20 protein-coding genes and 4 pseudogenes are annotated in these 22710 nt (G+C 39.9%); 6 read left to right on the top strand and 18 right to left on the bottom strand.

Annotated elements, in window-relative coordinates; translation table 11 throughout:
• The 8 genes and pseudogenes from FTT98_RS18365 to FTT98_RS14330 all read right to left on the bottom strand — a co-directional run.
• A pseudogene (locus FTT98_RS18365) lies at positions 1-122 on the bottom strand (IS3 family transposase); the annotation flags it as partial.
• A 75-nt stretch (positions 123-197) separates the two neighbouring features.
• Positions 198-1333: pseudogene (locus FTT98_RS14360) on the bottom strand (ISNCY family transposase); the annotation flags it as partial.
• Positions 1334-1461: 128 nt separating this feature from the next.
• Positions 1462-1872, bottom strand: coding sequence for a hypothetical protein (locus FTT98_RS14355; RefSeq protein WP_180027338.1), 411 nt, complete (start codon positions 1870-1872; stop codon positions 1462-1464).
• Between the two features lie 549 nt (positions 1873-2421).
• Entirely contained in the window at positions 2422-3756 is a 1335-nt protein-coding gene (locus FTT98_RS14350; RefSeq protein WP_180042381.1) for an ISNCY family transposase, read from the bottom strand.
• 139 nt (positions 3757-3895) lie between these two features.
• Positions 3896-4222, bottom strand: coding sequence for a hypothetical protein (locus tag FTT98_RS14345; protein ID WP_180022336.1), 327 nt, complete (start codon positions 4220-4222; stop codon positions 3896-3898).
• A gap of 1 nt (position 4223) precedes the next feature.
• The gene (locus tag FTT98_RS14340; RefSeq protein ID WP_180022349.1) at positions 4224-4499 is read right to left on the bottom strand and encodes a DUF4258 domain-containing protein; all 276 of its coding nucleotides are present in this window, start codon (positions 4497-4499) and stop codon (positions 4224-4226) included.
• 128 nt (positions 4500-4627) lie between these two features.
• Positions 4628-4900, bottom strand: a pseudogene (locus FTT98_RS14335) (IS3 family transposase); the annotation flags it as partial.
• 65 nt (positions 4901-4965) lie between these two features.
• Complete coding sequence (locus tag FTT98_RS14330; RefSeq protein WP_180044485.1) at positions 4966-5256, bottom strand: hypothetical protein; 291 nt, start codon at positions 5254-5256, stop codon at positions 4966-4968.
• A 691-nt stretch (positions 5257-5947) separates the two neighbouring features.
• Between FTT98_RS14330 and FTT98_RS14325 the strand changes: the two genes are divergently transcribed.
• From FTT98_RS14325 to FTT98_RS14315, 4 genes and pseudogenes are all read left to right on the top strand, one after another.
• A complete protein-coding gene (locus FTT98_RS14325; RefSeq protein WP_180024772.1) occupies positions 5948-6208 on the top strand; it encodes a helix-turn-helix domain-containing protein in 261 nt (86 codons plus the stop codon).
• A 295-nt stretch (positions 6209-6503) separates the two neighbouring features.
• A pseudogene (locus FTT98_RS18160) lies at positions 6504-6836 on the top strand (hypothetical protein); the annotation flags it as partial.
• Entirely contained in the window at positions 6833-9796 is a 2964-nt protein-coding gene (locus FTT98_RS14320) for a site-specific integrase (protein ID WP_180177500.1), read from the top strand. The pseudogene FTT98_RS18160 and the gene FTT98_RS14320, both read left to right, overlap by 4 nt.
• A 279-nt stretch (positions 9797-10075) precedes the next feature.
• Positions 10076-11008: an IS5 family transposase gene (locus FTT98_RS14315; RefSeq protein WP_180177499.1), complete on the top strand. Its 933-nt coding sequence runs from the start codon at positions 10076-10078 to the stop codon at positions 11006-11008.
• 75 nt (positions 11009-11083) lie between these two features.
• On the opposite strand, the gene FTT98_RS14310 is transcribed toward FTT98_RS14315, so the two are convergent.
• From FTT98_RS14310 to FTT98_RS18360, 6 genes are all read right to left on the bottom strand, one after another.
• On the bottom strand, positions 11084-12763 hold the full coding sequence (locus FTT98_RS14310) for a bifunctional diguanylate cyclase/phosphodiesterase (protein WP_180177498.1): 1680 nt from the start codon (positions 12761-12763) through the stop codon (positions 11084-11086).
• A 4-nt stretch (positions 12764-12767) separates the two neighbouring features.
• Positions 12768-13205 carry a roadblock/LC7 domain-containing protein gene (locus FTT98_RS14305; RefSeq protein ID WP_180177497.1) on the bottom strand — a complete coding sequence of 146 codons (438 nt, stop codon included), beginning with the start codon at positions 13203-13205 and terminating at the stop codon, positions 12768-12770.
• Between the two features lie 3 nt (positions 13206-13208).
• Entirely contained in the window at positions 13209-13748 is a 540-nt protein-coding gene (locus FTT98_RS14300) for an ATP/GTP-binding protein (protein WP_180041756.1), read from the bottom strand.
• A gap of 10 nt (positions 13749-13758) precedes the next feature.
• Positions 13759-14688 carry a hypothetical protein gene (locus tag FTT98_RS14295; protein ID WP_180177496.1) on the bottom strand — a complete coding sequence of 310 codons (930 nt, stop codon included), beginning with the start codon at positions 14686-14688 and terminating at the stop codon, positions 13759-13761.
• 111 nt (positions 14689-14799) lie between these two features.
• Positions 14800-15159 (bottom strand): roadblock/LC7 domain-containing protein, encoded by a 360-nt coding sequence (locus tag FTT98_RS14290; RefSeq protein ID WP_180041760.1) that lies wholly within the window; start codon positions 15157-15159, stop codon positions 14800-14802.
• Between the two features lie 317 nt (positions 15160-15476).
• Positions 15477-15587, bottom strand: a complete 111-nt coding sequence (locus FTT98_RS18360; RefSeq protein WP_180177495.1) for a prepilin-type N-terminal cleavage/methylation domain-containing protein — start codon at positions 15585-15587, stop codon at positions 15477-15479.
• Positions 15588-15700: 113 nt separating this feature from the next.
• On the opposite strand from FTT98_RS18360, the gene FTT98_RS14280 reads away from it, so the two are divergent.
• Positions 15701-15865, top strand: a complete 165-nt coding sequence (locus FTT98_RS14280) for a hypothetical protein (protein WP_180177494.1) — start codon at positions 15701-15703, stop codon at positions 15863-15865.
• Positions 15866-16264 (top strand): MipA/OmpV family protein, encoded by a 399-nt coding sequence (locus FTT98_RS14275; RefSeq protein ID WP_180177493.1) that lies wholly within the window; start codon positions 15866-15868, stop codon positions 16262-16264.
• A gap of 32 nt (positions 16265-16296) precedes the next feature.
• On the opposite strand, the gene FTT98_RS14270 is transcribed toward FTT98_RS14275, so the two are convergent.
• The 4 genes from FTT98_RS14270 to FTT98_RS14255 all read right to left on the bottom strand — a co-directional run bounded on the left by FTT98_RS14270 (position 16297) and on the right by FTT98_RS14255 (position 22461).
• Positions 16297-17355 carry an RNA-guided endonuclease TnpB family protein gene (locus tag FTT98_RS14270; protein WP_180177492.1) on the bottom strand — a complete coding sequence of 353 codons (1059 nt, stop codon included), beginning with the start codon at positions 17353-17355 and terminating at the stop codon, positions 16297-16299.
• Positions 17356-17642: 287 nt separating this feature from the next.
• Positions 17643-18824 carry an HlyD family type I secretion periplasmic adaptor subunit gene (locus FTT98_RS14265; protein WP_180177491.1) on the bottom strand — a complete coding sequence of 394 codons (1182 nt, stop codon included), beginning with the start codon at positions 18822-18824 and terminating at the stop codon, positions 17643-17645.
• Positions 18821-20950, bottom strand: a complete 2130-nt coding sequence (locus FTT98_RS14260) for a type I secretion system permease/ATPase (RefSeq protein ID WP_180041770.1) — start codon at positions 20948-20950, stop codon at positions 18821-18823. The genes FTT98_RS14265 and FTT98_RS14260 overlap by 4 nt, the downstream gene beginning before the upstream one ends.
• Positions 20947-22461, bottom strand: coding sequence for a TolC family outer membrane protein (locus tag FTT98_RS14255; RefSeq protein WP_180041772.1), 1515 nt, complete (start codon positions 22459-22461; stop codon positions 20947-20949). The genes FTT98_RS14260 and FTT98_RS14255 overlap by 4 nt, the downstream gene beginning before the upstream one ends.
• Positions 22462-22710: the final 249 nt, after the last annotated feature.

Here is a 22710-nt window from a genome sequence, read left to right as displayed (position 1 = left end):
ACATCAAATTCAGCACTCAATTCAGCAAGTGTTTTTTCTGCTTTAATCGCAGCAAGTGCTACCTTAGCTTTAAAATCATTTGAATGATTTCTTCTTGGTCTACGTGCCATAAAATACTCCATATATTAATGTTTATAACATCATTTGAGCAGCAGAGTATCACTTATAGGAGTTGTTCAAATTTCCGGATCCATCTCTAACTGACTTAATTTATCAAAGATGCTGTAATTGATTTTTCTTCCCTGATATTCAATGGCTACAGTACCATCCGGATATTCCAGGAACTCAAGATACTTGCCGCCCAATCTTTGATTTTCTTCGCTGTTTTCCAAGATATATACGCATTTATCATAAGTAATCGTCAAGCTGTTCGTGACCCTGCGGGGTTCACGCCAGGTAAAAACATCATCTAATTCTTCGGCTGTTTCAGCGATAGGCCGATGTAGATCCTTGGGATTAAAAGCCATCTTGGCGAATTTACGATTAAATTGCTCAATAAAGCACGGCAGCCACTTATTGGCATCTGCAATTGAACTATGCCTTCTAGACGCATCTCCTTAATCAGACGATCCTGAAGTGTTCTATTCGCTCGTTCTACACGACCTTTGGCTTGAGGGGAGTTAGCGAAAATGATATCGATATTGAGAGTGCTCAGAACACGTCCAAACTGGGTAATCTTGGTGTCTTTCTTGCTACTTTGATTCACCCTAAAAACTGAATGTTTGTCACTGTAAAATGCCAATGGCTTACCATGCTGTTCGATATATAAACGTGTCGAAATCATATAGTCAAAGGCTGACTCTGACGCACAGAAGCGTAAATGCTGCAATTTTCCTGTGGCATCATCGATGAATACTAGCAGACAGCATTTAGGTGCTCGACCTTCAAACCAATCATGGTGTGAGCCATCAATTTGGATCAATTCACCATAACAATCTCGGTTATAACGAGGCTGATATGGTCGTTTCAGGCGCTTGCAGCGAGGGATCCATAAATCGGCTGCAATCATCCAGGAACGCAGGGTTTCTACTGAAAGATCGAATCCATGCACGGTGGTGAGCTTTTCATGCGCTAAAGTGGGTCCGAAACCATAAAGTTGATCTGAAACAATATTGAGACACTTAAGTCTGAGTTCTTCAGGAAGTTTAGAATTGCTGATTTGGCCACGACCGGCATGGGCTAATGCAGCGGGACCTTGAGCTTTGTATTTCTGCAGTAAGCGTCTGATGTGACGTTCTGAGATATGAAGTAGCTGAGCAGCCTGGGATTGAGTTATACGTTGATCACAGATTTCTTGCAAGACCGACAATCGTTTAAGTTCTTTATCCGACATAGACACCAACATATCAAACCGTCCGCTAAGGAAATTGCAAAAGCGCATATTCTAAAAGCGGACATTTTTACTTTGGAGAAACCGGACATTTCTATTTTGGGCTTACACTCTTTGACACTTGTCAAAGATCAATGATTTTTAGATATTTTTTTCACTTTAAGGTAAGCACAGATACAAATTAAAATTCCTGAGAGTACCCAAACATAAGCACCGAATAGAACTGGTTGGCTGTTCTTGCCATCTATAACCAAAATAGTGACAAGACCATAGCACATCATTGCTAAAGTTATACAGCTCCAACGAAATGCCTTGGGATCATTTTCATCTAATAAAAAATATGTAAAAACGAGTGATAAATTTGCCCAAATTGGAAAAACTAAAATAATGGGAAATATTAAAAATTGTAAGAAAAATGAATATACAAAAAGTTCGTATCCTTTCATGCCATCGAATACAGGAAGTAACCAAGAGACAATCAGAATTAAAACAGCCATTAATGAAAAAAAATCGAGGACCTTTTCTTTTGATAAAGATTTCATTCTGAATAATTTATATGTAATTCATCGTAGTTTACTTTAAACCTGTCACTGAACATAGAATGTAAAAAAGCCCGACATCCTGTCGGGCTTTTTCGTATTGGTTCGCTTGGCATGACTCCTGTCGTACCGCCGATCCTTGTGCGATTATTTATTTTTATTCTGCGGAACGTCCTGTTCTCTTATGACTTCATGATATTGAATACAAGGGATTGTGAATATCCGCAAAACCCCTAAATACATGTGCGCTCAGGCGTACAAAATTGGTGGATTTTTATCCCAAGAGTTGTCCGCAGAAATTGGGGATAATTTAAGCCAGCGCTGTCTTGATAACGCAGAGAAAAATGACAAATTGATTAAATATTGATCAATTTTATTGGCAAGAAGTATCAAAATTGCTTAAAAAGAAACCGACTTGTTTCCAAGTCGGTTTTTTGCTGTTTTTTGGGGTGAGTGATAATTTTTAAGTTATTGAAAAACAAGGATATTTTAAAAAGCTGTTATTCACCAATTAAAATGTCTATGCGATAAACCATTTAAAATGTCCTGTTTTTAACCACAAGAGTCAAGCACAGGATTTAAGTTTCTTTGTTCAACAACAGCTTTCTGAGCTTTACGACTTGGCATACTTTTCTTGAGACGGGAACGTTTATTCTGTTTCTCCAATTCCTCATGTTGCTGCTGGATATGGGCCAGGACCGAACCTAATCTTTTATTCTCAACCACTTCATTCTGCTGTAGTCCAGCCAGTTTATTGAAGACGCTATAGTTGATCTTCCGTCCTTCATGCATGATTGCCACAGTACCATCCGGGTACTCCAGAAATGAAATGTATTGCCCAACAAGCTTATGATTCAGCTCTGTCGGTTCAAGCATATAAATACACTTGTCATAGGTCAGGGTCAGATTCTTGGTGACCTTACGCGGTTCCTGCCAGGTAAAAATATCATCCAGTTCAAGATCAGATTCGGTTAATGGCCGATGCAGGTTCTTTGAGTTTCGCGCACATTTGGCGAACTTCTGATTGAACTGCTCAATAAAGCAGGGTAACCATATATTGGCCTCTGCAATCGAACCGATGTCTTCCAGGCGCAGCTCTTTGATCAGACGGTCCTGAAGGGTTCTGTTGGCACGTTCCACACGACCTTTGGCTTGGGGTGAGTTGGCAAAGATAATATCGATGTTCAAATTATTCAGAATCCGCCCAAATTGCGTAATCTGGCTGTCTTGCCTGGATTTCTGATTAACTCTGAATACCGAATGCTTGTCACTATAAAAGGCTAGAGGTTTGCCGTATTGTTCAATGTAGGCTCGGGTTGAAAGCATGTAGTCAAAGGTCGTTTCAGCCTCACAAAAGCGCAGATGCAACAGCTTTCCAGTGGCATCATCGATATAAACCAACAAGCAGCATTTTGCAGCTCGACCTTCAAACCAGTCATGATATGAGCCATCAATTTGGATCAGTTCACCGAAGCAATCCCGGTTATAACGTGGCTGATATGGACGCTTCAGGCGCTTGGATCGCGGAATCCACAGGTCATTGGCCGTCATCCAGCGCCGAAGCGTTTCTACAGGGATATTCAGGTCAAACATGCTGTTGAGCTTCTCATGCGCCAAGGTGGGACCAAAGCCCAGCAGATGTTCAGAAATAATGGAAAGGCACTTTGATTTTAACAAGTCATCATGACGACGATGACCCGGTTGACCACGACTGGCATGGGCTAATGCAACTGGACCTTGGGCTTTGTATTTCTGCAGTAAGCGTCTGATCTGACGTTCTGAAATATGAAGTAGCTGAGCAGCCTGGGATTGAGTTATGCGTTGATCGCAGATTTCCTGCAAGACCGACAATCGTTTAAGTTCTTTATCCGACATAGACACCAACATATCAAACCGTCCGCTAAGGAAATCGCAAAAGTGCATATTCTAAAAGCGGACATTTTTACTTTGGAGAAACCGGACATTTCTATTTTGGAGTTACAATTTTGATTTCGTATAACAGCCATTATGTTAAATGGAGAGAAAATTAGTCTAAAATTCTTATATATTCTTTTTGTACCCCAGTTAAGATACTCACAAGTTGTTTCTTTAAATTATCAGCATCTTCTTTATAATCAGTATTCCAATCATTCCATTCAGTTGGTCTGTTAGCTAAATCCCAATCGCATAAAGCTAACCCATTTATTACTTCCATATCGAAAATTAAAGTACCTAATTGCTCCTGCATTTCTATAGGGAAATTATCTTTAAAACCATCGTAAATATTTTCAACATTTTTCGTAAATTCAGCATAGTGGTAATGAGTTTCTGTGGGTCTCGAATAGTTCTGTACAAATTCTAAAAGTTCATTCATTTTATTTTCCCTTACCATCAATTTTCCCATGCGATACTGTAACCACATCGCCTCGTTTATTAGTTACCACTGTGACATTATTTGCTGGACTATAATGGTTAGTGGTAGATTTTGTACCTACTGTTTGAGAGCCGTTTTTAATCGTATCTTTTACAACTGATGGCATGATACCTCTATCCTGCATCCTATCAAGAGCATGCCCGGAATAATTACGACCATCGATATTGGTAGGATTATTCCGAACTGGCTGATAACTTGGATTCTTGGGCTGATTCATTTGATTATGGCGACTACCTAAAACACCTGTAGCTTCTTTTCCTAAAACTTTCCCTCCAACTTCTTTTGCCGCCTTACCAATAGCTTTGATATACGCTGAATTATCAGGAGACTTTCCCTTGGGAGATTCTAGGCAGCCAACTTATAAAAGTCTTCGGCCATTTGATTTGGTGTCTTAAAACCCAAACCCTTTTGAATTCTTCGATGATTATAAAATAACTCAATGTATTTTATAATATCTGCTTTGGCTTCTTCTCTGGTTTGATAGTTGTAATGATGCACTAACTCATTTTTCAGTATTCCCCAAAAGCTTTCAATCGGTGCATTATCGTAACAGTCTCCGCGCTTGCTCATTGAACCTTGAAAACCATATTGCTCAAGTATATTTCGATATTCATAACTAAACCTAAAGCCAAAAGCAGTTTTTTCATTTTTTCCCCAAAATAAGATACAACAAGTAAAGTAAGTTACATGCGAAATTTTAACCCTTGATCTTGAGCCTTTTTTAGCAATCTATTTACAGCTAAGTTTACTCTTTCAAAATCATCATATCCTAAAGGAAATGAGGGACTTCTACGACCTTGTAATCCTGTATCTTTATAAACTATTTGTATTTTCAATACGAGTGGGTTACCGCTATCCCATATTTCATTACCAATGGCAACTCGATATTTAGTTCCATCTGGATGAGCATATTCACCACATGTAGCATCTACAAACTCAATCATCTCTGGAAGAGGATGAAATATTTTCGCCATATATTTATTCCTATAGTTACCTATAAGTAAGGAACTATAGCTTTTATTTTTTATTCATCAATGAAAATAGTTTTTATTTAAACTTCTCTAAAATTAATATAATACGGATTATACGAAATCATCAATGTATGGCTTTAATTTCCTGTTGGAAAGCCATGAAACATCCATTGTATTCCCCATAAGATTACTAAAATAAGGATCACCCAAACCATAATCTTTAAATTATACATTCTGTAAGTTTTCCTAAAATTAACATAATACACCTTATACGAAATTCTTGAAATTTTCCTATAAGAATCAATATCTTAGTCAAAGCCGTTCCAGGGTTCAGCGCACTGGAACGGCTTTTTTGTGATTTTTCACGTTCCACGCCTGTTCTTTAATCAAAGTTCCACATCTTTGTGTAGTTTCATTTAACCCTAAAGCAGAAAAAAATGTCCAGATAAAACAAGAATAGATGTCCAAGTAATTATTGATTTTGCATCAAGAGACAGGTTAGCCTAATTCTAAAAAGTATTGAAAATACTATACACATATGAGCCCCATTCAAATAATTTAAGGCAAAATCGAACCTTATTAATTCAATAATATTCAAAAATCACTATAAAAAAGTTTGCTATATAGCGAATATTTGCCATAATTTATAAAAAGTTCGCTATATAGCAAACAAATTTCTAAGGTTAAAATTGATATGGCTACAAGAGAAGAAATAGGTAAAGAAATACGTTTGGCAAGAAAAGCTCTGGGCTATACACAGAAAAATCTTTCAGAAAAAACGAACATCAATAAAACAACAATTTCAGAGATAGAAAATGGCCACTTTACAGGCTCATTTAGCATATTTGAATGTGTACTTAATGCAGTAGGCCTGCAATTTGAAGTGGATAAAAAGAAGTATAAATTTCCGCAGTGGGATGAAATTGAAACAATGTTTGCGGAAGATGATGAATAAAAGTTTAGCGGCTTAGATTATCAGTCGAAGTGCAACAAAGATGAATTTTTAGATAAGAAAGTAGAAAGGCTATATTTATACGTCTTACGCCAAAAGGCAAAATAGAAATCGTAATTCCAGATCGTATAGCCTCAACACCAAATTATACCAATCAGTAAAACCCCCTTAGATTCAGTATGTATGTGTCGGTTATTATTGTTGATTATCACAATAATTTTAGTGACCAAAAACCAAAGTACCTCACCCTACTTTAAGTTACACTACATAAAATAAAGACTTTATATAATTGTTATAAATTTTTGATGGTAAGCGTCCCTTTCTTTTATGTTTCGAGCCTGAGGGATATATCCGAAATTTAGAACTTTCTGATATTCAAAAATACTGTACAGAAATAGCCCTTCAGCTCAACTGGACCCGCCACTTTACTCGTTATTTTTTTGCACAATACTGCAATGAAGATGTAGTTAAAGGCATCTTTGGTCACGACGAAGCAATGCAGGGACTGTTTGACCGCTATTCAGCTTTTCAGGCGACTGATTATGACCAAATCAGAACAGCACAAGATAAGCTAATTGAAATATTAGAGCTTAAAAGTATGTCGACATTCAACGGGATCATGATTAAATGAACAGACATCCACACTCCCTAAAACGACAAAAAAAACTTATAAAAAATAAGGAATTTCTTCTTAAATTATTTAGTGAGAAATGCCTAGAGCTTACACCTGAAAACTATTCCGATGTATATAGACAAGTCGATAATAGACTTTTGGAAAAGTACAAATCTAATACTCGTAGTCATAAAATAGCCCGCTTAGAATTCGCGAGATATATCAAGCGATTTAATCGTTTATCAAATCAAAACTACCCTGTTCCTGCAACACCTGTTCGTCATGAAAGCCCCCCACCCCAGCAAAATATTGAGACTTTAAAACATGGTAAAAGGGTGACTCAATTTGCCAAAAATTTGATTGCTCACTGGACAGAACATAATGACTTCAGTCCCACCCAATCACTTAGCTTCTGTTTAATCAGCTCAATATTATTTAATGGCATTTATAACCATGCCGAACTGCAATTTTTTTTAAAAACCATTTTAAAAACAAAAAAATTTCAAAGTTTTTTAAACCTGAATCATATTGTTTCACTTGAGATCCCGAACCGGCATTTCGGAAATCAGCGTATAAATGACCCTGATTTTTCAGTCAGTTATACAAAAACGTTTGTGCTACACGATATTGTGAAATGCTGGATCTACAGACTAAAACATCAAAAATTTGATTTATTTTCGGATATTGAAGATGCAGAGCATCTGATTAACGCTTGTATTATTGAATGCTTCCCCGAGGAAAAGGTGCGTTGTAAAGACCTGTTAAAATACGGTTTTTACTATACACAGTTCCTGAAAAACAGCGGACTGGATCAAATGTCCATTTGTATCTTAAAAAATGAAATTTACAGTTCCAGTCCTCTCGAAAAACAATTAGCAGCTTATTTTGTTCAGGTTGAACAAGCTCATCCTAATAACAATAAGATTGAGAATACTTGTGAAAACCATCAGGCTCCCTCTATAACCAATATTTCAATGGATATAGCTGATGCTTTAGTAGAAATACGTCAAGCTATTCGTGCAAAAAACTATAGCGATCGACTCATAGAATTATATGCCAAGGAACAACCTCCAGCCTTGGAGCGTTTACTGCTATGGACTATTCTGCGCTCAAAATTAATGGAGCCACAACTGGACCGTCTCAATCATATTATCCAAAAACAGCAACGATTTGAGCGCAAGCTTATACGAGCAGATTTTCAGCCAATTAAGCAGAGTTCTCTAAATACCATGTTTTCACAGTTTGCAGTCCATTGGCTACAGGCAACGCAAGACAAAGATATTTCATCATTTTCAGATGCTGATTTTGAAGATCTGTATGGAGAAATACTTTTATTAAAGAAAGAAACAACTAGAGCGACTTTACAAAAACGTCTACAGGAGTTTCATCACAAACAGTCCTTATTTTTTAAAGCACCTACTATCGATCTAGATAATTTAATCCAGGTAAAAATCTGCAGAACCGCATTGATCTCGCCCCATATTTTTCACCACGTGCTAGAGCAGCTCGAAAATACTCAAGATATTTCGATTCAGGATAAAAATATATTTAAACTGATTTTTATTCTAGGGTTCAGAGTCGGACTACGGATCAATGAAACATTGAATATCTTCGTACGTGATCTATTTATTAGTGAAGATGCAGTGATACTCACCATTCGCAACAATCGCAATAAAAATCAAAAAAGCTACTCAGCTTACCGCAAAATTCCACTGCATCATCTACTTAAAGCCGACGAATTACATGCATTTAAAACATACAGTCAGAATAGAAAACGTCTGCTAAAAGAACAAGGAAAATCAGTTGCACAACCGCTATTTTTAAAACAGTCCTTAGAAGAAACTCATGAAAATGAAGTGAATTCCCTATTTAAACAATTGATCCAACCAGTTTTTGGAGAACACAATTTTACTTATCATAGTCTGCGCCATTCTGCATTTAATCATCTTTACCTGATTTTAAAAAACTCAACACTTGCAGATGCATTTACTGACTATAGCCCACATGAGCAATTACGCATCCGTTATGCTTTACTGCGAAACAGAAATACTCAACAGACTTGGTATGCTCTTTCTCATTTTGCCGGTCATCTCACTCCAGAAACCACCTGCTCCAGTTATCTGCATTTCATACATCTGGCAAGCACATACCAACTGAATGAAATAGAAAACCCGCTCCCTAAAGAAGCTTATTTCAATATTCTAAAACATGATGATGCTGTTAAATATCCAGTTCAACAACGCGCAATTAGACAGTTTTTATTTGATCAACTCACTAAAGACCGTTACAGGCAACATGATCATCAATATCAACCAGAACAACAGAAATCGCCTGATTCACTGATGCCAGGAGCTCATGACTCAGAGATGACTTTTGAACTATTGCATCACATTCTTGCAGTAGAAAAAGAGGAAGACCTGATGTTACCTGAAGCGATTCCTTTGCAAATAGCACAAAAATTACGTGCTAGAGCGATGCATTTAAAAACCTCCTGTGTCAATCAGAAGAAATCTTCCCGGCTGTTTACCACGGACTTTTTAAGAAAATCACCAGATGCATTAGTAACTATGCTGCCAACAAATAAGGAAGAAAAACAAATCATTCACTATGTCCAACAACGTTATGTAAATACATATAGTCAATATCGGAAACAGCTCAACACTATCTACTCAATCTATCTTGAGAAAGTTCAGCCAAATTCGGCTCAGTTCACTTTTAAACTGAATGAAAAGCGTCAGCTGAAAAAGTTTCTGTCTTTTATCAATAAACTGTTTCCAAAAAAATATCTTCATCTCGAGCTTTCTCACCGGAGCAAGGAACAGCTCAAAAATACATTGCAGGATTTGAAATTAAAAACAGAGAACTTCAAAGTAGATGAGAATGAAACACAAATTAAGTTTTCTTTCAAATGTAAAGATACGAACGCTCTCGGCATTTTCAAACTATTGATGTACCTGATGATTGTGTTTCATATTTAATGCACAGCTTTTTTAGAATATATTTCTAGTTCTTATGATACGTACAAATAACTGAAAAAACGAAAGTCATGGAAATGGCTTTCGCTTGAAAGTGAAGGAACATAACCAAAAGATTAGCTCAATCGGTTCTCTTTTATCCATTAATAATCGCGTTAAATCTTGCAATCCATGATTGAGCATCGTGAGCGTTAGATGCAAAAAACTTGAACATAGGCTGCTCTGCATGGCTTTGTTGCACAAACCTATCTGTAAAGGCTTTTTCAGCGATATAATTTTCAAATGAAGAAGCCTACACACAAAATCTATTGCACAACCAATTGGCCCGCATATAACCGAGCACTCATGAGTCGCGGAAATATTGCCATTTGGTTTGATCCTGCTACGCAATGGTATGCTCCATCAAAAGGCAAACAAGGGCGAAATCAAACCTACTCCGACGCAGCTATCCAATGCTGCTTAATGATTAAATCCTTATTCCGTCTATCTTTACGTATGGTCACTGGCTGTGTGCAAAGTCTGATTAAACTTTGTGGATTAAATTGGACCGCACCAGATTACAGTACGCTTTGTAGAAGACAAAAGCATATTGATATTGCAATCAGCTACCAAAAAAGTAGCGATGGGCTGCATCTACTCATAGACTCTACAGGCATGAAGTTTCTAGGTGAGGGCGAATGGAAACGCAAGAAACATGGACCTGAATATCGTCGCCAATGGCGTAAACTTCATATTGGTATAGATGCTGAAACCCTTCAAATACGCGCTATTCAACTCACTACAAATAATGTGAGTGATTCACAAGTGCTTGGTGATTTACTCGATCAGATTCCACAAGATGAGCAGATTGACTCTGTTTATACCGATGGAGCTTATGACACCAAGCAATGCCGTCAGGTCATTGCAGATCGGCAAGCGCATGCGGTGATTCCACCTAGAAAAAATGCGAAACCATGGAAAGATACAAAGATCAGCTCGCTAGCACGAAATGAATTACTTCGAACAGTTAAACGTTTAGGCAGAACATTATGGAAAAAATGGTCCGGCTATCATTGCCGAAGTTTGGTCGAAACTAAGATGCATTGCATCAAATTATTGGGGGATAAACTCAGTGCAAGAAAATTTGATAGCCAAGTCAATGAAATTCATGCACGTGTAGCAGTCCTCAACAGATTTACGGAATTAGGTCGACCACTTACCCAAGTTACGCCTTAAATTTGGCTCAATTAGGGGGCTTTGTATTTCAAATCTTTGTGCAACAAAGCCGTTCCACGATGAAACCTAATATAGTTAAAATTTACTCGGATAACCAAAATAGTAGCCTTGAAACAGATAGCAACCACTTTCCTTTAAAAGCAAAAATTGCGCTTCAGACTCTATACCTTCAGCCACAACCGTCAATCCTAAAATTTTAGCTAACGCGATTATCGTTTTAATCACCGCTAGATCTTCAGGATTAGACAGCATGCCCGCCATAAATGAACGGTCAATTTTTAATTGATCCAATGGCAAGAGTCGAAGATAACTGAGGGATGAATACCCCGTACCAAAATCATCCATCGAAAACTGAATGCCAAACTCAATTAAAGTTTGCATCGTTTTAATGGACTGGTTAAGGTCGGCATAAAACATGCTTTCAGTCAGCTCAAAACGCAAGAGTGCTGGGTTTACAGCATATTTTTCAATAATCTCAACTACATTTTTTTCAAAATGATGGTTCTTAAATTGTTCAGCACTAACATTGACTGCAATCACCCAATGCGATGCCTCATCCTGTTGATGCCAAGCAAGCAATTGCTGACAGGCAAGTTCTAAAACCTGATACCCGACTGTATGTATCAGCTCGGTCTTTTCAATCAGATGCATAAACCGCTCAGGCAGCATTAAACCATGTACGGGGTGCTGCCATCTTAATAAAGCTTCATAGCCTTTAATATTTTGTTCGGCGTCGACCAATACTTGATAAAAAAGTTGCAGCTCATTGCGCTTCAGCGCCAGACGAAAATCGGACAGCAAGCTCTGTTCAACTAAAATCCGTTGTTCAATACTCGCATCAAAAAACAGGATGTCATTTCGCCCCATTCTTTTCACTTCATAAAGTGCCATATCTGCATGTTTAAGTAATTCATGCGCTTGCAATGTATTATTGCAAAACATGGCAATTCCCATACTGACACTGGTATGCGTAAGTTTGCCATTTAACAAAAAAGGACGGCTGCACTCCTTGTGAATATATTCTGCGATATCTCTAACTTCTCTGCGGGCATCCTCTTCAATAGAACTAAGCTCTGACAAGATAATTAAAAATTCATCCCCTCCTAAGCGCACCACCATATTTTGCGGATGTATATGCTGGCTCAGTCGAATAGAGAGCACTTTCAGCAAATCATCCCCTACATCATGTCCAAAAGCATCATTAATATTTTTAAAATGATCCAAATCCAACATCAAAAGTGCGCCATAGGCCTGATTTAAGCCATTGCTTTCTATCACGGCAGCTAAATATTCTTTCATGAAATGTCGATTGGGCAGGCCAGTCAACTCATCATGCAAAGCCATATAACGTGCTTGAGCTTCGGCATTTTTCAGTTGGGTAATATCGGTACAGATAGAAATATAATACTTTAAGCTCCCTGTACTGTCGGTTAAGGGGACAATCGTTGTATCAACCCAGTACACAGAACCATCTTTTGCACGATTGCAAATTTCGCCTTGCCAAATGTTCCCGCTCGCAATGGTTTTCCATAATTTTTTGAAAAAAAGTCGAGAGTGGTAGCCCGAGTTAATAATTTTATGCGTGCCCCCCATCAGTTCGGCATAACTATATTGGGAAATATCACAAAACTTATCATTGACATGGGTAATGACGCCACGTGCATCGGTAATCGCGACTATAGAGTGTGCATCAATAGCGCGTTGATAGTTCTCTAAATCTTTAGTGAGGTTTTCAAAAAAGAAGGGTGTATTCATCGGCTTATACTAAGGAATGCACGACAGCATGCAAGGGTTGTTGCTGAATACTTTGTACTGTTTTTTTGATTGAATACAATAACTGCCCCAGCAACACATCTTTAGAGCTTAACACCACCATCACCATAGGGTATGCAGGATGCGGAATGGCCGTTAGAATCGCTTTGCCATTGACGGCATCTAAAGTAATATTTTGACAGTCGTGTAAATCTATTTCACTGACAAAAGCCTGTACCATCGCCAAAATGGAACTACTGACCGCTGCAAGTTTACCCAGATTGCTACGGTTTTTCTTATAGACCGAAGCCAATTCAAAACCATCTGCCGAACAGAGCATGACAAAATCCACCCCTGAAACATTGCTCAAAACAGCATTCATATGTTGACGTGAGAAAGCAATCAGTTCATCTGGTGCTGTACGTTTGAGTTCATTGCTGTGCATATTTTAACTCTCTAAATAAACTTCGGCATGAGCAATTAATGCTTCAACCAGCAATAACACATCGTCTTTTTGACGTGCATCAATAAAAAATAAAGGTAAACCTTGATGCCCCCCCTGTTCTTCCCATTCACGATAAATGGCTGTCGTGTGCGCTGTTTTTTGGTCAAGGTGGGTGATGCCAATCACAATATTGTCACTCATGGCTTTAAAAGAATTTAAATAAAAATTTAAATGCTCAATCGGTTGTTCAATACTATGATCAATTAAAATAATAATGCCCAAAGCACCTTTGCAGATCATATTCCAAATAAAATCAAATCGCTCCTGCCCAGGAGTTCCATATAAACCGACTTTGGTACCATCCTCTAAAACCAATTCACCATAATCGATGCCAACGGTAGTGAACATTTTGCTATTGGCTTCGGTGTCGGTATTGATGGCTTCGGTAGCCAACACCTCTATACTCGATAACGATTTGATGGCTTCACTTTTCCCCGCCCCCATCGTTCCCGCAAACACAATTTTATGTTGTTGTAAAATCATTATCGTTCCATTATAAGCCAAGTTTTTTACGTAATTTACTCAAAAAACCACGGACTGCGCCAGTCTGCGCAGGCGGAGATACTGTTGCCAAGTGATGCGTTGTAGAATGTTCCTCGACTGGAATTTCTGTCAACATTTGTGCAATACGACAAGCAAATAAATAACGATGAATGAGCGGCGTGCCGACCTGCATCTGTTGCTGTACATAGTCCACCGTATGCCCCTGACTAAAATAAGCCGACATTTTTAATAGCACATTTCGCTGTGACTGATGTAAAGGCTGAGGCCAAGTCGATAGCCGATATGCGAAAGGAAATTCTGGCACATCATCCGCAAGATGATCCCAAACAAATTGCCAAATACCATGCTTTAAATCACGTGCTTTAAATTGTTTTTTAAACCGTACAATACTATTTAAATCTGCGGGAAGCACTTCCAATTCCGTCATCTCATGAATATTGAGTTGGGTATTGGAATAAAATTCATTGCTTTGAATATCAAAAAAGGACAATACCTGCCCATTACTTTGAATAATAAATTTATTGAGATTGGCATAATCCTGATAAATACAGTTAAATGCCTTAGAAATGCTGTGATGACTCAGCTTGTGTTGCGGCATCTGTACTTTAACAGCTGTTTCAACGGCTGGGGCAACAGCGCTGGTCATAATAAATTGGCTTAACCATGTAGATAAAGCATGCGTTGAAGATAAGGGCAAGTATAGGACATCATTGACAATCTGACCCGCCCATTGCTTATTTTTGTTGAGTTTTAAGATCCGCAAATTAGAGTTATCTTCTTGAAGTTGACTCATATGTGCGAAATCTTCATGTAATAATAAAATTTGTAGCTTTTTATCCGCAATATGTGTCCAATTCACTTGAAAATTCTGTGCCAATTTAGCGGTAATGGCATTTTTTAAATCAGTAACAGTGGACAATCCCAAACCAAATATCGAAATATACACAGAAGGAATCATATGCGTTTAGCACCTGTATACAAAAAAGACAGCGAAGAAGGTTGTTGAAACTCAACAACCTTCTTCTGTGTATTAAGAAAAATCTAATTCTTTTTCAAAGCGTTTCAGCTCATGTCGAGCCATCGCTAAATTGGCTTTGCTGCGGTCTAAGACTAAATATAAAAATAAAGCATCGTTAGAGTCCAATGGACGGATTAAATGATATTGCTTACCCAGCGTAATCAAAAAATCTTCAATAGAGTCATTCAAATTTAATGACTTCACCACTTTGCGCTTTGCACGAAGTACCTCTGTATTGCCTGCTGCCGCAAGCTCTAGGTCAATGGAACCATTGCCCTGTGCTGCAAGTGCCAGTCCACTTTCACTGTCTACCAGTGCCGCTGCCACATAACCATCAATTTCATGCAAATTTTCTAAAGGAATTTTAGCCATGACGTGTACCCTTTTTTAAGCAAGTTAGAAATTATGTTATATCTACCCTTGTGATTATACACACAATTATATAATAAATAGTGACAAAATATAACATTTATTTCTCTATTTATAACTTGAAATATAAACCAAGACAAATACTCAAATATATTTTTCTGTGGTTTTGTATTTATACATGAGCACTTGGAAATATGCTGTTGTGTTTGCGACTCGTTTAGATCACCTATCGCTTGCACCGATCGAAACCCAAGTGGTGCAAGTAGTCTCATTCAGACCAATCCGTTAAACTCTTCTTCGAGCTCTCTTTTGCACTATAATCAACGCTGTCTCAGACTGCTGCTCCCCATCATCAACAGCAAACTTAGAATGGCAATCGTAATTATCAGCTCAATTAAGGTCAGTCCAGTCTGAGAAAATCTATTCTTCATATGATTTCATCCAATCTGTGATCGAATTACACCCCCGTGATCCCTCGGTTTCCTTGTTGATTCTGCGTCAAGGTACAGCCAGATACTCTTGACTCAAGTCCAGTCGCCGTGGTATGCATTTACATCAAGATCAGGCATTTAACATCAGTGCAATTTTAAGCGCCAATCTGGATGTTTTAGAGGTAAATGATTTGAATCGTGCCAAACTAGCCAAGCACAATTTAAGCAGAGAACAACTTGAAGATCGGCAGATGAGTGCAGATGCTGGCTTAGAATGAATGTGGAAAGGTCAATACGGTGTCCTCTCGACTCAAGTGCTCACCGATATCGGTAATGCCAGTGATACGGCGGCCGCAAAACTGAATTATCAATATTTTTGGCGCTTAACCCCGCAACTCAGCATCATTCCGAATATTGGCGCAACGTGGTTATCGGATGATCGAGCGAATTATTATGGTACCTTAGATACTGAAGTGGCCAAAGGTGTCACTCAATATCGTCCAGAGAGCGTGGTGATTCCTCACGTTTCGCTTGGCGCGAGTTATAACATCAATGCCAACTGGCGTAGCAGTGCGGTGGTGACCCATAAGATTTTGCCATCCAAAGTTTCAAACAGCCCTTTAATTGATCAAGCGCATCAGACCTCATTGTTCTTCGGTCTCTCCCGCAGCTTTTAACTGCAAAAACAGCCTTGACATCCTCACCTCCCTTAAACGGAGGTGATTCCTACAGCTAGACGCTTATGCCCAAGCGCAAGAATGTTCATGGCACTATTTAAGTCCCTATCGTGAGTGACACCACACTCACATGACCATTCTCTTATTCCAAGACCTGTCCTACCTCTCGGACTACTTGAGGTGATCTCACCGCAGCACGAACAGATTTGGGTGGTATAGGCTTCATTGACTTCTTTAAACATTACCCCTGCGTTCTCGCATTTATACTTGAGCATTGTTTTTAGTGCTGAAAACCCTGTATCTAAAACAGACTTTGCCATTTTAGTTTTTACAAGCTTTTTGGCACTTAAGTTACCTACAATTATGAGTGCATTATTTTTAACAAGTAATGTACTTGCCTTATGCAAATGGTCTTTACGGCAATTTGCAATCTTGGCGTGTAATGCACGTACACGTTTTTTATTCCTTGCTCGTTGAGCAATACCTAATTTCTTTTCGTATTGGCGATAGAACTTGGGGTTTGAAATAACCGTACCATCAGAACAGGTTGCAGTATCTTTTAAACCTAGATCAATACCTATGGCTTTGGTTGCTGTTGGTTTTTCTTGATTCGATGAATCGACCACAAGGCACACGTACCAACGCCCACGGCTGTCCTCAACAAATGAACCAGTTCTAACAGCATATTTGCTTAATCCATAGCTATCCCATAGCTTGAATTGATGTTTATCATATTGAACATATCCATCAGCGTATTTGATCGCTACTTTCTTAAACGGTATCCATCCAAGTGATTTTCTTGCTGACTTCTTGTTGCTAACACGCCATTTGAGTTTGGCTTTCTTAAACTGCTTTCTGCGTGTGACTAATTCTTCGGTGACAGCCTGAATGGTTTGGCTGTGCAAACTACACTCTTTAGATGCGCCTTTGGTGTATTGAGCAATATCAAATGCAGATAGAAATTCACCTTTTCTTTTTAGGTGCTTAAAACTTAAATCATTCACATAATTCCAAACAAAGTTCACCTCAGATGCTAATTTAATCAGCACCTTTGCGTGTTTGTCTTTTATGCGGAGTTTAAGTGTTTTCATGTGCTTATTTTAACAATAATATTTTAAGTAATGAACAACAAAGATATTTAATACGACATTCCATGTCGTATGGCTTACGCCAGTCGCTTATATCCTCGTGCTGAACCACGAGGTTTTACGCTCCAAGTGATAAAAATGAGCGCCTGTGGCGCTCATTGTTCATTTCTATTACAGACTGTGCTTGCAGTTCAATGCAATTTCGAACACTCGGGTAAAAACTAAGCAAACCTCAAAGCTTAAACAAATAGCCAATAAGTATTACTAAAAACCTGATTTAAACCAAAATCTTAACGCTCTCTTAACGCCTCTTGCGCTTTATTAAACGGTTTAATCAGATAATCTAACACGCTTTTCTGACCCGTTTTAATATCCACTGTGGCCACCATACCTGGGGTAATACTAAACTGCTGCCCTGCTTTATTGTTCAGTTTATCGCTGTTGGTTTGAATATAGACCCGATAATAAAACTGGTCTTGCTTGACCTCATCCCGAATGGTGTCGGGTGAAATCACCGTGACTTTACCTTTGAGTCCGCCATAAATGGAATAGTCATAGGCGGTGACTTTAACCAATGCTTCCTGACCTGGGTGAATAAAGGCAATATCTCGTGGTGAAATCCGCGCTTCGATCAGCAGTTTTTCATCCAGCGGTACCAAAGTCATCAGCTTGCCATTTTGTGCCACTACCCCACCTAAGGTCATGACATTAATTTCTTTGACAATCCCGCGTACAGGTGACTTAAAGACGGTACGGCTCAGGCTGTCCGACTTACCCTTCACAATTTGTCCTTGCGTTTCAATGTCGGTATTGGCTTTGGCCAATTCTTCACGGGCTTTGACCAAATATTGGTTACGGACATCGTTCATTTGATTCCGCAGTTCATTGGCTTGGCGTTTTAAGCGTAACACTTCCACTTCACTGGCTGCACCTTTGGCCACCAATGGTTCGGTCATGCCCAGCTCTTGCTGTACCAACAGCAAAGCCTGCTGCAAACCCGCCAAAGACTCCTCTAAATTAAAACGACGAGATTGATACAATGCGGTTTCTTCACGTACCAATGCGGGATCTTTTAAGACTTCGGCAGGAAAATGCAGTGCTGTACCATTCACTTCGGCACGCAACCGTGCAGCCGTGGCTTGCGAGGCCAATAATAATGATGCCGACTCACCCACATTGGAGGCCAAACGGGTCGGATCAAGCTGTGCCAACACCTGCCCCTGTTGTACAATTTGTCCTTCTTGCACATTGAGCTTGGTTAAAATCCCGCCTTCAAGTGACTGAATAGTTTGTTCTTTAGAGGAAGGCACCACTTTTCCCGTGCCTGTGGACACTTCTTCAAGCTGGAATAACCACGCCCATGCCAACAACACAAACAAGCCTATGCCAATAATCCAAATAAATAAGCTGGCTCTTGGCAAAGGCGGTTCAATGTGTGTCACTTTGTTCGGTTGCGAGGATTGCTGGCTCATGCTGTTGCCTCCGCCTGATTGGAAACTGACTGCTGCAAGATCTGTTGTTTACTGCCATCCATCACAATTTTTCCGTCTTGTAACACAATAATACGATCCACCAATTCCAGCACTGCACGACGGTGGGTGGCAATCACCAAGGTTTTTTGCCCCAGCCACGTGTGTAAATGATCAATCAATTGTTTTTCAGTGACATCATCCAAGGCTGCGGTCGGTTCATCGAGCAGCACAATATTCGGCTGACGTAATAACAGCCGTGACAAGAGTAAAGCCTGACGTTGTCCGCCCGAAAAACCTGCTCCACCTTCCAAGACCTGATGATCTAAACCTTCTTTTTTCGCCAACACAAAATCCAAAGCCCCTGTCATTTTCAAGACCGTTAAAATGTCTTGATCTGTGGCCAAAGGTGCGCCCAATTTAAGATTTTCCCGCACCGTTCCAAAAAATAAATGGGCATTTTGATTGAGCAAGCCCATATCACGACGCACATCGGCAGGGTCAATTAAACCCAAATCCACCCCATCCAGTTTAATTTTGCCTTGTACAGGTTCTTGCATGCCTGCCAACAGTTGTAACAGGGTCGATTTCCCTGCGCCATTGCGACCTAAAATTGCAATTTTTTCCCCTGCACGAATCTCGAGTTTTTGAATTGCCAAAGTCGCTTGCGCATCATCTTCGGCATATTTAAATAGGGTTTGGCTGAGCTCATACTGACCGTGCAAAGCTGCACGATGAATCAGATGGGCATGTTCCGCCTGATCGACAGGTTTTTTCATCAATTCATCCAAACTGGTTTTGGCCACTTTGGCTTGTTGCAAACGTCCCAGCACCCCCGAAATTTGGGCAATCGGCCCCAGCATCCGAGAGGATAAAATCGAACAGGCCACCAAGGCTCCCGTGGTCATATCGCCTTTCATGACTGCAAAACAGCCCACCAAAACCACAATGGCAAAGGTTAGGCCTTGGACTTTTTGCGTCCATGCGCCAACCACGCCCACCAATTTGCGCTGACGCATCGAAATCTCTGCCGAGACTTCATTCATATGGTTCCATTGGTTTTGAAAGCGTGCTTCGGCACGTAATAATTTAATATCTTCAATGCCCTGTACCGCTTCGACCAAGGTGGCATTACGAATTGCCCCTTCGCGCATACCTTCAGCAGCCAATTTCGCCAACGGTTTTTGAATCAAAATCCCTGGTAAAATCATCAACGGCACCACAGCCAACATCACCCAAAATAAATCGCCGCCAATTAACCAAAAAATGCCCAAGAACAATAAGAAAAACGGTAAATCGGCCACCGCTGAAATGGTGGTCGAAGTCACCAATTCCCGTACGCCTTCCAGTTCTCGAATTTGGGAAATAAAGGTGCCTGTGGACTTGGGACGTTCTTTATTTTTAATGCGTAGCGCATGACCAAAGACCCGATCTGAAATTTTCAAATCGGCCCGTTTGCCAATAATATCCGACAAATAAATACGGGCGACACGGATGCTAAATTCAAAGATCGCCGCCAACAATACCCCACCTGCCAACACCCACAAGGTCGGAATCGATTGGGCTGGAATCACCCGATCATAGACGTTCATGGAAAATAAAACCGTCGCCAAAGCCAAAATATTGGCCATTAAAGAGGCAAACATGACATCGATATAGCGTTTCCAATCCCGCAGGACAATTGACCAAAACCAGCTCGACTCGTAGGGTTTGACATATTCATCAATCCGCACATCGGGGATCGATTTTTCAGGGCGTAAAATATAGACCTGTTGTATGCTGTGTTGCAGTTGTTGCAGCGTGAGCACTTGTGCCAAGCCTTGGTCACCGCTAAATTGTACGCTGGCATTGCCTGCGGCATCGAGTTTATCTAACACCCCGACCTGCCCATCGTGCATGGCAATGAGCACAGGTAAACGCCAAGGGTTTAAGATTTCGGGACTAAAGGCACTGGCTCTGACCTGTAGGCCAATTTGCCGCCCCATCAGAGTCACCAACTCATCGCTAGATGGGTTCGGGTTCCAGTCCAGTTGTAAACGTAAACGCTCTTCCGAAGCTTCAATGCGATAATGTTTGGCAATTGTTAAAACGGCTTGCAGCCAAGGTTGATAGTGAATAGTCGTACTCATGGCTGAATTTCAAATCCTTGAATCGAAAGATGGTTAAGATGGTACACATCACGAGAGCGACCAGTGATATAAAGGTATTGCACCAAACCTGCATAGATGTCATAGCGTGCATTTTCAATATCTTGAGCAACACTATGAATAGCTTGTTCGGAGTTTAATAAGTCCACCACAGTACGTGTGCCTAATTTATATTGTTCTTGGTACAGTTCTTTGGTGCGTGCGGTCGTTTGCTTACGTAAGGTTAATACTTGCATTTGCTGTTGTTTATTTTCCACTTGTTCTCGGATCAAACGTACTTGGTCTAACACATCCAAATACACCGTTTGAACTTCTGCTTTTGCCGCTTCTTCGGCATAACTGGCTGCCCGCAGTCGAGAACGGGTTGCCCCGCCTTGAAAAAAGTTACTATTGGCTTCAAGCATAACCGAGCTATACATTCCATCATCTTTATTATTGTTGGGGTTTTTACCATTTAAGGCTTGGCTTAAACTGCCTTTAACCTGAATGCTAGGATAGCTGCTCAGTTTAGTTTCTTGCTTTTGAAATTGCGCCACTTGTACGGCTGCTTGTGCTGACATCATTTGTGGAATTTGCACGAAATCAGGTTCTTGGTACAAGCCTGCTTGACGAATCACCGCATCGGGAATATCAAATTGAATCCGATTGACGTCATAACCCAATAATGTTCGCAGTTTTTGTTGATACTGGTGCAGTTGGGTCTGTTGCATCAATAAATTTGACTGTGCTGCCTCAACATTGGACTGTGCTTGTATGGGGTCGGCTTGACTGCTGATCCCCGCTTTAGCCCGTAAATTGGCGATTTCCGCAATTCGTCCCAGTCCTTGTATTTGCTGCTGAGCAATTTTAACCAATTCTTGATAGCGGTTCACATTAACAATGGCATTGGCGGTTTGATAGGCAATATCATCAATACTCACGAGCACATTGGCCTGTTCTTGTAATAATTTGGCTTGTTCAATATTGACCGTACTTTTAATTTTGCCAAAGTCATACAGGACTTGGGTTGCCGATAGGCTGTAAAGTTGTCTACCCCGTTCACCTGTGGTTAAGTCAGCAGTGCTGATGCCCCCAGAAATTTGTGGATAATACTGTGCCTTGGCTGCATCGATATTGGCGGCTTGCCCTGCCAAAGTGGCAATACTGCGGGTAATTTCAGGGCGGCGTTGTAGCGCTTGTTGAATGGCATCTTGTAAGCCTAGTTCGGCTACATATCCGACCGTTGCGGCATTTGTTGTGGAATGTCCAGTATTTTGAACCGTGCTAGTCACTACAGGCAACAGTTCTTGTAGCGACTGAATATCTAATGGAAATTGCTTAAACTGCTGCAAGTTGACTTGGTTTGCAGTTGCAGATTGCGGTGCGAATAGCTGCTGAATTCTATTTTTACTGGCATCAAAATAAGATGAGGAGGGCGCTGCATAAGCAGTGCTAAACGTGCTAGATATGGGTAAAAACAAGCATAACCATATCTTGGATTGGGTTAATTTCATGGTCTAAGTGTCGAATTTTATATTATGGTTACAAATCAAAAAAGCGTTGTACTGCTGTGGTTTATAGCAGCATTCCTGCCTACTTTAAAGCCATGTGCGCCACATCTTTCATAACAAATTTACCTTTGTACACGACAAAAAAAGATAACTCATTGAAATAATGGCATAATACTTGTTTTCTGACGACGAATATGATGACACATTTCAATGAGTTACATCTCATCTTAAACAAATATCTAAAGTGGAACA

The organism is Acinetobacter sp. YH12039 (assembly GCF_013420015.1).
GTDB classification, from domain to species: Bacteria; Pseudomonadota; Gammaproteobacteria; order Pseudomonadales; family Moraxellaceae; genus Acinetobacter; species Acinetobacter amyesii.
This window is presented reverse-complemented; position numbering and strand designations above follow the sequence as displayed.

Bases quoted from the DNA above. Each gene is read 5' to 3' on its own strand.
- FTT98_RS14330 (WP_180044485.1), bottom strand. From the start codon at position 5,256: ATGGCGAAAATATTTCATCCTCTTCCAGAGATGATTGAGTTTGTAGAT.
- FTT98_RS14345 (WP_180022336.1), bottom strand. From the start codon at position 4,222: ATGAATGAACTTTTAGAATTTGTACAGAACTATTCGAGACCCACAGAA.
- FTT98_RS14275 (WP_180177493.1), top strand. From the start codon at position 15,866: ATGTGGAAAGGTCAATACGGTGTCCTCTCGACTCAAGTGCTCACCGAT.
- FTT98_RS14355 (WP_180027338.1), bottom strand. From the start codon at position 1,872: ATGAAATCTTTATCAAAAGAAAAGGTCCTCGATTTTTTTTCATTAATG.
- FTT98_RS14350 (WP_180042381.1), bottom strand. From the start codon at position 3,756: ATGTTGGTGTCTATGTCGGATAAAGAACTTAAACGATTGTCGGTCTTG.
- FTT98_RS18360 (WP_180177495.1), bottom strand. From the start codon at position 15,587: ATGAAGAATAGATTTTCTCAGACTGGACTGACCTTAATTGAGCTGATA.
- FTT98_RS14260 (WP_180041770.1), bottom strand. From the start codon at position 20,950: ATGAGTACGACTATTCACTATCAACCTTGGCTGCAAGCCGTTTTAACA.
- FTT98_RS14340 (WP_180022349.1), bottom strand. From the start codon at position 4,499: ATGAATCAGCCCAAGAATCCAAGTTATCAGCCAGTTCGGAATAATCCT.
- FTT98_RS14325 (WP_180024772.1), top strand. From the start codon at position 5,948: ATGGCTACAAGAGAAGAAATAGGTAAAGAAATACGTTTGGCAAGAAAA.
- FTT98_RS14305 (WP_180177497.1), bottom strand. From the start codon at position 13,205: ATGCACAGCAATGAACTCAAACGTACAGCACCAGATGAACTGATTGCT.
- FTT98_RS14270 (WP_180177492.1), bottom strand. From the start codon at position 17,355: ATGAAAACACTTAAACTCCGCATAAAAGACAAACACGCAAAGGTGCTG.
- FTT98_RS14315 (WP_180177499.1), top strand. From the start codon at position 10,076: ATGAAGAAGCCTACACACAAAATCTATTGCACAACCAATTGGCCCGCA.
- FTT98_RS14310 (WP_180177498.1), bottom strand. From the start codon at position 12,763: ATGAATACACCCTTCTTTTTTGAAAACCTCACTAAAGATTTAGAGAAC.
- FTT98_RS14280 (WP_180177494.1), top strand. From the start codon at position 15,701: ATGCATTTACATCAAGATCAGGCATTTAACATCAGTGCAATTTTAAGC.
- FTT98_RS14300 (WP_180041756.1), bottom strand. From the start codon at position 13,748: ATGATTTTACAACAACATAAAATTGTGTTTGCGGGAACGATGGGGGCG.
- FTT98_RS14265 (WP_180177491.1), bottom strand. From the start codon at position 18,824: ATGAGCCAGCAATCCTCGCAACCGAACAAAGTGACACACATTGAACCG.
- FTT98_RS14255 (WP_180041772.1), bottom strand. From the start codon at position 22,461: ATGAAATTAACCCAATCCAAGATATGGTTATGCTTGTTTTTACCCATA.
- FTT98_RS14290 (WP_180041760.1), bottom strand. From the start codon at position 15,159: ATGGCTAAAATTCCTTTAGAAAATTTGCATGAAATTGATGGTTATGTG.
- FTT98_RS14320 (WP_180177500.1), top strand. From the start codon at position 6,833: ATGAACAGACATCCACACTCCCTAAAACGACAAAAAAAACTTATAAAA.